The sequence below is a fragment of the Wolbachia endosymbiont of Pentalonia nigronervosa genome (assembly GCF_014534705.1).
In the GTDB taxonomy this organism is placed as follows: Bacteria; Pseudomonadota; Alphaproteobacteria; order Rickettsiales; family Anaplasmataceae; genus Wolbachia.
Genome location: NZ_JACVWV010000038.1, coordinates 1 through 11,849 on the forward strand (window position 1 = coordinate 1; position 11,849 = coordinate 11,849).

General features: G+C 33.6%; 9 protein-coding genes and 2 pseudogenes. 7 read left to right on the plus strand and 4 right to left on the minus strand.

What is annotated here, in order from left to right; genetic code table 11:
- Positions 1–592 precede the first annotated feature (592 nt).
- Positions 593–3,277, minus strand: a complete 2,685-nt coding sequence (locus tag IC220_RS04460) for a hypothetical protein (RefSeq protein WP_188153351.1) — start codon at positions 3,275–3,277, stop codon at positions 593–595.
- Positions 3,278–3,280: 3 nt separating this feature from the next.
- On the minus strand, positions 3,281–5,584 hold the full coding sequence (locus IC220_RS04465; protein WP_188153352.1) for a hypothetical protein: 2,304 nt from the start codon (positions 5,582–5,584) through the stop codon (positions 3,281–3,283).
- Between the two features lie 190 nt (positions 5,585–5,774).
- On the opposite strand from IC220_RS04465, the gene IC220_RS08015 reads away from it, so the two are divergent.
- Positions 5,775–5,897, plus strand: coding sequence for a hypothetical protein (locus IC220_RS08015; protein WP_255424134.1), 123 nt, complete (start codon positions 5,775–5,777; stop codon positions 5,895–5,897).
- A gap of 16 nt (positions 5,898–5,913) precedes the next feature.
- Here IC220_RS08015 and purM read toward each other — a convergent pair whose 3' ends face one another.
- Positions 5,914–6,912, minus strand: coding sequence for a phosphoribosylformylglycinamidine cyclo-ligase (gene purM, locus IC220_RS04470; protein WP_188153353.1), 999 nt, complete (start codon positions 6,910–6,912; stop codon positions 5,914–5,916).
- Positions 6,913–7,045: 133 nt separating this feature from the next.
- On the opposite strand from purM, the gene IC220_RS04475 reads away from it, so the two are divergent.
- The 6 genes and pseudogenes from IC220_RS04475 to IC220_RS04500 all read left to right on the plus strand — a co-directional run bounded on the left by IC220_RS04475 (position 7,046) and on the right by IC220_RS04500 (position 11,146).
- Positions 7,046–7,321 (plus strand): hypothetical protein, encoded by a 276-nt coding sequence (locus IC220_RS04475; RefSeq protein ID WP_188153354.1) that lies wholly within the window; start codon positions 7,046–7,048, stop codon positions 7,319–7,321.
- Positions 7,318–7,671: a hypothetical protein gene (locus IC220_RS04480; RefSeq protein WP_369408758.1), complete on the plus strand. Its 354-nt coding sequence runs from the start codon at positions 7,318–7,320 to the stop codon at positions 7,669–7,671. Before IC220_RS04475 ends, IC220_RS04480 begins: the two co-directional genes overlap by 4 nt.
- Entirely contained in the window at positions 7,668–8,465 is a 798-nt protein-coding gene (locus IC220_RS04485) for an enoyl-ACP reductase FabI (RefSeq protein WP_188153356.1), read from the plus strand. The genes IC220_RS04480 and IC220_RS04485 overlap by 4 nt, the downstream gene beginning before the upstream one ends.
- 151 nt (positions 8,466–8,616) lie before the next feature.
- Positions 8,617–8,733 (plus strand): annotated as a pseudogene (locus IC220_RS04490) (IS5/IS1182 family transposase); the annotation flags it as partial.
- A 291-nt stretch (positions 8,734–9,024) separates the two neighbouring features.
- Positions 9,025–9,759: a hypothetical protein gene (locus IC220_RS04495; protein ID WP_188153357.1), complete on the plus strand. Its 735-nt coding sequence runs from the start codon at positions 9,025–9,027 to the stop codon at positions 9,757–9,759.
- Positions 9,746–11,146: a coiled-coil domain-containing protein gene (locus IC220_RS04500; RefSeq protein ID WP_188153358.1), complete on the plus strand. Its 1,401-nt coding sequence runs from the start codon at positions 9,746–9,748 to the stop codon at positions 11,144–11,146. The genes IC220_RS04495 and IC220_RS04500 overlap by 14 nt, the downstream gene beginning before the upstream one ends.
- A gap of 353 nt (positions 11,147–11,499) precedes the next feature.
- Here the strand turns inward: IC220_RS04500 and IC220_RS04505 are convergent.
- Positions 11,500–11,659, minus strand: a pseudogene (locus IC220_RS04505) (IS256 family transposase); the annotation flags it as partial.
- Positions 11,660–11,849: the final 190 nt, after the last annotated feature.

Genomic DNA, 11,849 nt, shown 5'->3' on the forward strand with positions numbered 1-11,849 from the left:
TCATTATATATCTTATTGCATTAATAATCGCTCTAATATCGTGTTTTCTTGGCCTTCCTATTGCCCCTTGTGCAACGTATGGCTCTAGTATTTCCCATTCTTTGTCACTTATGTCACTTGGATACATTTTTTTACCTCTTAATTCTACATTTGCTTTAGTATATTTATCTTTTCATTTCTTTTCAAGACATCTTCTTAACGCTGCTATTGATTTTATTTTTCAAAAATCAGGTAAACCTTATCTTGGTTAGCTATATATGAAACACTAGGTCTACATGCGGACTATAGAGTAAGATACCACATTCCGAAAGTGTCACCAGTACAATATGTTATAAACTTTGGTAAAGAAGCTACTAGGAAAGCGTAGTGCGGAAAAATCGCATGCTGCGTTTGATGAGGCGGGAGCTGGAAACGTGAATATGGAAATTTGGATTGAGGCTCAGTATGAAAAGAATGGATCAGCCACCAAACCCTAAAGTAGGCGCGCCAGCTCTCGACCCTACTATGTCACTTGGATACATTGTTCCCTCTCTGTTTTTACTTACTTCAGTGTACTCTCTTCTTCTTTTCTTTTCAAGACATCTTCTTAATTTTAATATAATCTCTGGCTTGTACCTGGTACATTTACGTCACTCATTGATGAATTTGGATTTGATTGTTGTATTTCCTGCACCATTTCCTCAACTATACTCTTTTCTTTCAAAAGTACTTGTCTTTCTTGTTCTGTGCATGTATTTGCTTTTTCTATTTCTCCAATGACACTAGATATTAATTCATTAATATTTGTATCGCTGCACTGATCTGCAAATTTTTTTGCATTGTACTCACACTCAGTAAAATTCTTGTTCAAATTCCCAAACTGATCAGTTAATTTTGATAATTTATCGAATTCTTTTTCGCCAATAGAATCAATACCCTTTAATTCTTCTCCTAGCTTCTTATACTCACCACACATGTCTCTATACTTTTCTTGATAATCCATGTTTAAAACTAGATAAATGTACAGCTGCTCTAAATTTTCCCTCACACCTTGATTCTCCATTATCGCTTCTATAGGTATCTTAAAAAACTCAGCTTCTGCATACATTAAATCAATGGCTCTTTGTCTAAGTGTTTCTTGCCCATCAACCTTTTTTACCATTTCTCCTACTACTTGACCAGCAATAAAGCGTCTTATGGTATCTTCTATTACTTCATTTATCGCGTTACTGCTATCTTCCTCACTTAATATTTTTTCCTTATTTTTCCCTATCTCCCTCATCACTTCATTAAGCATTTGTTCCGGTGATGAGTTGTGTTCCATTACATGCTTCGTCACTGCTTCCACAATTGCATCTTCACTATCTTCAACTATGTCACATAACTCATCATCAAATTTTGATTTTTTTAATGCATATCTAAATGATTTCATTGCTGTTTTTTCTATCTCCAACCTGTGTACCCTTTGATCTGCCTGCTCAGCCCTTTGGCTTGCTTGTTCTATTTTTTTATCTTTTTCTCGTATACCTTCTTGTATTTGTTGTATTTCTTCTTCCATCCTTTTAAACCACGTTTTCTCTTTTGTAAATTCTTCCTTCAAGCACACAATATATCTATCCAAAATCTGTATTAATATTACTCGCTTCCTTTCTTCTCTTGTTGCTTTTCTCGGTCTAAACATCATACTCTTTGTCTCATACACAACATTATCCACAAATTCTCTGATCGGATGATCACCATCTGTAAATTTATGTAGATTTTCTCCTTCTTTGAGTAATTTCATCCATTCTTGCAACTTAGCAGACGAGCATCCATCTATATATTGCCTAATGTGAAACTCCCTACTTTCCGGTATTGCAGCATTTTTTTCAAATACATCTGTAAAATACGCTATATCATGTAAAAACATACCTTCTGCACAATAGCTTCTGAATAACTGCTTCATAACATCTCTATATACCATCATTGGTAAGATAAAGCACTTATCGGGAGTTATTTGTTCTGATCCTTTCAACGCTGCTATTATCTCTTGTTTCTCCTTTTTCTTAAATTTAGATTTATCTATTAGCAACATAGCATCATGGGCCCCTTTTGAATGTTGAATCAACACTATGAGTTGTCTTGAACCTTCTTTTAACAGCTCTTTCACTTCATCTTTGATAATGTTTAAATTTTTATCTTTACCACACCTGTGTTTTAGATCTCTCAAATTATCAAGCCAGAGTTTCTGATAACGATCAGTGTAATTATCGATTAATTTCTCAAAATTTTGTTTCATCTTTGGCAGGTTAGTTTTATGCTCTGCAAAAAGTTCTTGTGCATTTTTTAAAAACTCATTGCGACAGTAAAGTAAATCAGATTGCCGCCAAATTGTTATATTTCTCAATTCTGCTACTACGTCTTTATTTATATAACTTGTACATTTATCTATATTTTGGTGCAAAAAGTTAAATGCTATTTTAGCAAACATTCCGTACCTAAAACTATTTTTTATCTCTTTTGACGCTTCATACAACCCGTGCATGACCTCATTAATATTGGTTAGGTCCTTAAATTTTTCATCTGATGAGTTTTGCGTGTTTTGCTTATCTGAGTGAACCTTTCGTGCCAATTCTCTATACTTATCTGTAACTATTCCTTTAAAAGATGCGGCATATTGTTTCATTGCTTCTTCACTATAACCTGCACTTCTAACCTGAGCTAGGCTTTCATCCAAGTCACTTAAAGTCTGTGAAGAAAATCCCATTAAATGCAATGCCCATTCCAACTCTACATTACAAACCATTGCGGACCCAAGAAAATTTAGGTGTTGAATACTTAATTGATCTTGAGCTGTTAAACTACCTGAAGCTTCTGGTAGCTGTTGTCCTATTTGTACTGCTGACGATTCTTCAGAATTATTAAATTGTTGATTTCTATTCATATAACCTCCACTTTGTTGAAAAAACACAATACGATGAGTGAGCACTGAGGTAAATATCACCAATGCCATCCGATGTAAGAAAAAGTAGCTTGAATATTTTTCTGCTCTTTCCTTTTGACTTTCACTTAAAACAACTTCCCTAACTTTAGCGCTCCATGGCCACCACCAGTAAGCTTTGATTTCACCAAGTGCTGCAAGTAACTCTAAACTCTCTTTTGCCAACGCAATATTATTTTTATGTTTTTCTAATAGCTCTTTAGCATTAAAACTTTTTTGTTTACATAAGTACTCAAGTATAGTAGGGCCAAACCCCCACCACAGCACTTGATACCTTCTATGGCTTGATAAAAAATCAATAATATTTTCCTGTTGCATAACTTAATTTCTCCCTATGGCAGCACCTTGACTTATATTTACATTGCTCACCGAGGTACCTTGACTATTAAAGCTCATAATTGCAGACTCAATTGCAGCATTGATTGCTTCGGTTGCATTTTCCGCACTTAATATTTTTTCCTTATTTCTCCCTATCTCCCTCATCACTTCATTAAGCATTTGCTCCGGTGATGAGTTGTGCTCCATTACGTGCTTTGCCACTGCTTCCACTATTTTATCTTGATCATCTTCAACTTTATCGCATAGCTCATCATCAAATTTTGATTTTTTTAATGCATATCTAAATGATTTCATTGCTGTTTTTTCTATCTCCAACCTGTGTACCCTTTGATCTGCCTGCTCAGCCCTTTGGCTTGCTTGTTCTATTTTTTTATCTTTTTGTGCAGTCTGTTCCTGTTCACTTTTTTGTATTCCTTCATAAGTTGCTCCTAACCAGTTGATTAGGCAATTACTTGGTAAAAATTTTACATCTATATTACGAAATTCCTTGGTAAAACGCTGTCTTCGCTGTTCTTCATATTCTTCTGATACGATCTCTGCAGCATACATAGCAACACGTAAAGCTTTTATTGTTTTATCCTCACGTACATCTTCATCATACTTGTGAAATATATCTGTAAAATGATACCAGAATCTTTGCCATCTTGTAATGTCGCTAGTCGGATTTTCTTTTCCTCTTGCTACCTTATACTCCTTAAATAACGAGTATAGCACGCTATACACTTCTACTATATCTTTGTTAGACTCCTTCTTTATCTTACTTTTTAACTCCTTGCCATAATCAACTAGTACTCTATCATCACCCGTTGCCATGGCTAAGTAACTTATTTCCAATGTTTCGTATAACACAGTATACGTTTTTATGTGTTGTTCCTTAGACTGTGGATCAAGTTTGCTTGCTAAAACCTTTTCATTTAAGAAATCTGATAGATAATACCGTATATCCCTGAAAATACCAACTCTACGATTAGCCTTTCCACTTTCTCTTTTTTCTTGTAATTCCTTTTCTACCTTCTTTAAATTACCCAGTACAGTTTTTACAATTGGGGAACCACTAGATTCTAAGATACGTACATTCTGACTCCGAGAATCAGCAAATTTCCCATCTTCACCAACAATATTAGACATCAACTTGGATTCAACACTGTTATCAAAATCAAACAATACCTGGTACGCGCTTCTTGCAGTTGTAAAAATTGATTGTGAGGCTATTTTCTTCAACTCTTTATTATCAAAAATGTTGATTAACGATTCTGAATGTGCTCCATTTACAGCTAGCACTCTTATTATATCTAAATATTTTTCCTTCTTCTCTTTGTCCTTTACATTTTTAAACTTTTGTGCAGCATAATCTATACATTCACCGAAACCATAATTTAGAGATGACTCTCGCAAGGACTTTTTAGCTTCATTTATACTTTCATTTGATTTTGTATACTTGTATAGCAAGTTATTTTTGTTGCGGGCATATGCACGAGAGCTAAAATAATAGTCAAGTAACTTATTATACTCAGATTTAACAAAATCTTTATCTAAAAATTTGTTATCTTGCATCTTTTTTATAATCCCTTCCTTAACTTTATCAATTTTTGAGGAAAGAGATTTTCCCATACTTTCTAACTTTACTACTTTATCGCGTAGAGCATTTTGTAAACCACATACATCACCGGCATTTTTAGTTATTTGCTTAAATTCATTAATTGTTTCATCTATTATTGATTTACATTCTTGAGAAAAATCAGCATTAACAGCTGCTTCAATGCTGTTAGAAACATCACAACCTTCGTTATCATCACGGTAACACTGCAGACTAGTACCTGCTAATTGTGCTACTACCGTAGATTCTACCAGTGACTTTCTAGCAGTACTTTCTAATTGTATTCTTCCACCTGTATCACGTTTTATTTGTAATAATCTATCTTTTCCATAAAACCCCTCCACTTTTTTGTAGTATTCCCTTTTATAATTTTCTTGAATATTACTTAATTCTTTGATGTTAACATGTTTCTTATCACTAAGGTATTCCAGCTGTTTATTAGCAATATCAAGGGAAAGCTCACATTTAGTCATTTTAGATAAAAAGAGCATGTCAAAGTTGAAAATTGCCCGAACAAGCCAATACTGCCAGAGCATGCAATACTTTGCCCCTAATAAAAGTTGCACCAATTTTGGGTCACACTCATCAATAGCTGCATCTATGGCTGCCTTTCTTTCTGTGGAACTTAAATGCTTTGCCTTTCCATTTTCATCAAGAAGTTCTATTTCTTTTTTATCATTTGTTTGCATTTTTGCCTCATACTTATACTAAGTAAGTAATGATAACAAGAATTACATAAACAAGCAATACTTAATTTTCAATAGCATATCCCCTTGATAAAAGAACACAGGCCGAAGCATTATACCAAACAAGAATAGATAACGATTGTTATCTATTAGAAATCTCATTACATTAGTGGACCTCTTTCGAAACCGATTTATGGTGAGAGGAGAAGTGCAAGCGAGCATCGCGGAATATTTGGATGTATTTAAGGAGTATAGACAAGTTTTAATGACAAAATTGTTGTCAGAAGTAGGTTCGTTAAGGAATGCTTTTTTTTAAATGCAAGTTCCAGTAGTTAGTGAAGCTTACCAATGACCTCAATCTCCTCGCCTTGCTTTTTGAAATAATCTTTTATGTCTTGTAAGTTTTTAGGAGATATAATTAAAGCCATACCAATTCCGCAATTAAAGGTGCTTAACATTTCACTTTCTACTATATTACCCTCATTCTGCAACCACAGAAATATATCCGGCCATTTCCAAGAATCAATCTCTATGTCTGCAGAAAGACCTGCAGGAAGAATGCGCGAAATATTTTCTACCAATCCACCACCTGTTATGTGTGCAATACCTTTTACTAGTGACGTTATAGATAATAAAGACTCAACATATATTTTTGTTGGCTCAAGTAACACTTCACCCCAAGATTTGTTGTTCCATGGAGATAAATCATTATAGTTTATACCTAAGTTTTTAAAGATGTGACGCACTAAAGAAAATCCGTTTGAGTGAATTCCATTTGATTTTAACCCAATTATGTAGTCTCCCTTTTCCATAGCACTGCAGTTTGGAAGAATTTGACTTTTATCAACTACACCTACTACAAAACCTGCTAGATCATAGTGATTGTTATTATACATTCCAGGCATTTCTGCAGTTTCTCCTCCAACCAACGCTATCTTGGCCTGCTTACATCCTTCTGCAATACCCTGCATAACGGACAGTAAAGTGCTCTCACTCAATGTACCAGTTGCAAAATAATCCAGAAAAAATAAAGGTGTAGCACCTTGTGCAAGCAAATCATTCACACACATTGCAACCAAGTCTATACCTATAGTATCATGTTTATTTGTTTCTTGGGCTATCAATAACTTTGTACCTACTCCGTCAGTTGAAGAGACTAGCACAGGATTATCATATTTTTTACTTAATGCAGAAAAGTCAAATAATGCTGAAAATGAACCTATTTCACTTATTACTTCTTTTTTAGTGGTTCCTTCAGCAATGGGTTTAACTTTTTTTATCAATTTATTATATAACTTAAGATTAACCCCTGATTTAGAATAAGTACTCATAGTTGTTTTACGATTATTAACACTATATTAATGCCTGAGTACAAAAAGTGCAATGAAACTTTCTTGCAATTGATTATCATATGCTTACCATTATAAATTAACTCAATGATATATCCTCATTTATAGTTATTTAATGAAAGAAAATACTAAAAACACATTGTTAATAATGGAGTTGCTCTCAGGGCGTCTACTGCATGATATTGCTAATTCTATGAATGGAATTATGTTTGGCTTGGAAGAATTTGAAGACGGTGATCAACAAGAAGCATTGTCATTAATTAAAGAAAGTTTTAATAATCTACTTGCACAATATAAAGTTATGAAGCAAGCATATTCTATTTCAGACGATAACCTTAACTTTGGTCAGACTGAATCGAATATTCACAATTATTTACTAAAAAAAAAATAAAATTTACATGGAAAACAAGTAGCTTTCGTGCTACAACACGCTTAATTGAAAAGATAAATAAAATAATTTCCAGCATGGTATTGACGATATCTAGTGCAATGGTAGATGTTGAACAAATATCCATTCTTCTGAATGAAGCAGAGGGTGGAACACTATTAACCATAAAAATTTCTAATGAACATAAAACTTTGAGCAGATATTTAGTGGATAAATTTACTAGTAAGGACAATATTGATTTGGATACAAAAAATATTAATACTTATCTCGCATTATTGTTGTTAGAGCACTATAATACTAAAGTTCACTTTAACTGTGAAGACAGTTTTATAGAAATGGTATTTTATCTATGATAACGAATTTTTTACAAGGCAAAAAAGGGTTAATAGCTGGGATAATAAACAAAAGATCAATAGCGTATGGCATAGCAAAGGTACTTTCAGAGCACGGGGCAGAAATTGCAATTACTTATCAAAATGAAGACATTAGAAAAAAATTGTTGCCTATTGCAGATGAATTGCAACTTGATAGAGAGTTAGTATTGAGATGTGATGTTGTAAATGAAGAAACAATAGATGCTACTTTTAATAGCATACAAGCAAAATGGAAAAATCTTGACTTTTTAGTACATGCAATCGCGTTCTCCGATAAAGATGAATTAAAGGGCAAATATATTAATACCTCATTAAGTAATTTCCTCAATGCAATGCATATATCATGTTATTCTTTCACTGCTCTAGCACAGAGGGCTGAAAAGATGATGCAAGATGGTGGCAGCTTACTTACTTTATCTTACTATGGAGCTGAAAAAGTGATGCAAAACTATAACGTAATGGGCTTGTGCAAAGCGGCACTTGAAGCAAGTGTCAAATATTTAGCGTGTGATTTAGGGCCACAAAATATCAGAGTAAATGCCATTTCTGCTGGTCCTATCAGAACCTTAGCATCTTCAGGAATAAATGACTTTCACTTTATTTCAGAATGGAATAGGGATAATTCTCCACTGAGATGTAACACTACTATTGAAGATGTTGGAAAGGCAGCACTATATTTATTAAGTGACTTAAGTAGCGGTACTACTGGAGAAATTTTGCACGTTGATTCAGGATATAATATTGTGGGAATGAAAGTTGATAATGGAAAGTAGATCTTGCAAAACATGTTAGAGATTAGACCTTGTATCTTGTAAAAAGCATCTAATGTTTTAAGCTTAAGCATGAGATGGAGAAGGAAGACACTCTCTTAGATATAAAATCTGTGAAGGAGATAAGAGCTTGCGAGCAAAGGAGTGGTACGTGATAGGTTTGTTAAAAAGATTTAAAATTATTGCAGATAAATATCGAAATAGATGCAAACATTTTGAATTAAGATTTAATTTGATTGCTGGAATTTACAATTTCAAGTTGTTGATATGAATTTTGAAAGAGGTCTACTCCCAGTGTTCCTGATACTTAATCCGCACTATCACACTTTGGGACCATATATCTGGAGCCATATGCCTAGTAAAAAATATTTGTTTAATTTTAAAATATAATGCTACAATGATGTTATATGTAAACATGTAGTTAACAGTGTATAATAAAAAGCGGAGATTCAAGCCTAACGCTCACGATTATTCTTAGCATGGTTACAATTAACATGGGTGAGGTTTGGCAGTCTAACCTTTCCTAAAAGCAGAGCTGTATAGGATAGAAGGTAGGTACATTATGTTGACGGATCTTTTGACGTGGAAAGAAGTATTGGGCAAGTTGAAGAAGGAAGGTGTCTTTGTTTCTTTAGAGGAAGATTATCAAGATGAGTGGGAGTTTTTTGATCTGTTAAGAAGATCAATGAATTATAAAGGTTTTAAACAAGCGTGTGCAGGCAAATCTTTCAGCAAAAATTTTAGGGAATGTATAGATAAGTATATAAAACTAGCAAATCAAGCGGAAAAGGTTGCAAGTAAGTATTTTGGAAAGAAAAACGTGAAACTTCAAGCTTATTACACGGAAGTTGAGAATACTTATAGAGTTTTAAACATCAATCTTATTAATTACAATAGAAGTGAGCCAATAGGAATTAGTGATATTTTACAGCAAGAGAAAGATACTAATGAGCTAAACATCTATTGCAATAAAAAGCATGAAATACATGCTTACCGGAAAGGTAAGGAAAGACATTATAAATTTAAAGAGGGTGTACGTTATGAAATGACAAGCACTTGGTATGTACAGGATAAATCAGGAAGCACTGCAATGTGTACTATGATTATGAATATAAGTAATAATGGCATAACTGAAATACTACAATTTAATGGTGAAAATTTTGTGCCATCGGAGAAGATTCTAGAGTTGATAAAACAAAACGATGAATTGTATATTCAGGAACTTCCATTACATGGTGCTGTAATGAGATTTTTAGAAAGCAGTAAAGCTGCATCTAAATATTGTGCCAATTGCTAATAGTGATCTACAATGTGACAAATCTGTAAGTGACAATCAAGGTATTGGACATGGGAAAGAAGTGAACAATCTGGATCTTAGTAATGGTGCTCCTGCTCTTTTTGTTACTAGCAGTGATGCATCGACTCAGACGGAAGTTGATTTGCAATCGATAGCAACCCAAAAGGAGAAGGAGATAGATTTGCAGCATATTGAAACTCAGACAGAAGTTAGTTCACAACAAATAGGTGGGTTAATATCAGATAATTGCATGTTGATGGGAGAAAATGCTGAATTGATGGAATTAAATGAAAGATTGGAATACGGGATTATTCTTTCTTTAAGAAATAAGCTTGAAGAAAAGGAGCAAGAAAATGTAAAATTACAAGCTGAACTGAACCAAACAAAAGAAGAGTTAACAAGCATGTTGAAGGAGATGGAAAAAAGACTTCAAAGTATGCATGAGAAAAAAGAAGGGCTAGAGGAAAATCTCAGAAATATTAAAGAAGCAATGAAAAGAGGAGAGAAGCAACTTATGATAGTTAAGGGAGACAATGAAGCATTATGTGAAAGTAATAATAAGTTACAAAGTATAAAGGAACAGAGGGATCAAGAAAAAGCAAGATTGCAAGCTAAGCTAGCACAAAAAAATGAAGAGTTATCGAGTTTGCAAGAAGAAAATAAACAAGAATATGAAAGTATGTCTGAAGTAATAAAAAATCTAAGGGAAATTTTAAAGATTGTTAGCACAGAAAATGAGGAATTGAAAAAAGATGTGAGATTTTTCGAAGAAGATGCAGAGGAAGGATGTATCCTAATGCAGAAGAGGGAGAAACGTATAAAAAGTTTAGAATTTCAAATGCAAGAGTTAGAAAATGAGCTAGAATTCGTTAAAAGAAAAAAAGAACAGTTCAAAGAAGAAGCGGAAGATGAAATAGATGGGCTTGGGCTACAAGAAGAAAGTGAAGTTGATGGATTGGAATGGGAAACAGTACCTTTAAATTTAACATCCGATGAGTTCGATGTTTTTGAACTAGTACGTAAGAATGAAGAGTTGAATAGAAAGCTTAAGGAATTAAAAGAAATAATTGAAGGTACGGCACAGACGATTTGTAGGATGGAATGTGAATCCCAGAGTGACAAAGAAGAAGTAAAATGCTTGAAAGATCAAATAGAAGCATTGGACAAAAATACTTGTCATGAACAAAGAAAGTTCAATGATCAATTTTATACTATAACGCCTAATGTTTTTAATAGTTCTCCACCAAAAAAGAGAAAATTTTCCGAATCTTCAAACGATAGCGCATATAATAGTGATGATGAAGATGGTAGCCTTTTTTGCAGTTCAGTAATGGAGCGCGTGAGTCATCAACAGATGTATGGTAAAAAGTGTAAGGGGGAGTGTTAAATCGCGTCAAGCTGCCAAAAGATAGATGCTGATTCCGGCTATCAAGGATGGCAAAAGTTCAAAGTAATGTAGTAATTCCATTTCTAAGTTTTTCTGGGAGTGTTAAATAAACCATATGCGTCAAGTTAAGGAACATAGAGAGCTTAAGGTAGATATTCTTGGGGAGTGTTAAATAAACCATACGCGTCAAGTTAAGGGAAAGTAGCATAAGAAAAAAGGAAAGTGGTAAAAATTACTTTAGATGTTAAGAAATAAAGCTAGTAATTAATAAATTCTTCTAAAAAAATTATCTTATTTTAGATCAAAACTTCCTAAAAAAGGGAGTGTTAAATAAACTGTGTCAAACCACATTTTTAGCTCAACTCAAATTTCAATCTTCCAGGAAAGAAAATGTCAAGCTGAGATATCCCAATCATGCACAGGCATCGTCCATTTTTCCTCTGCCTTCTTTATAGCACAATATACCAACTTATACAAGGCATTTATGCTGGTAAATGAGCCCTTGGTCTTAGAAGATGTCTTGAAAAGAAATGAAAAGATAAATATACTAAAGCAAATGTAGAATTAAGAGGTAAAAAAATGTATCCAAGTGACATAAGTGACAAAGAATGGGAAATACTAGAGCCATACGTTGCACAAGGGGCAATAGGAAGGCCAAGAAAACACGATATTAGAGCGATTATTAATGCAATAAGATATATAA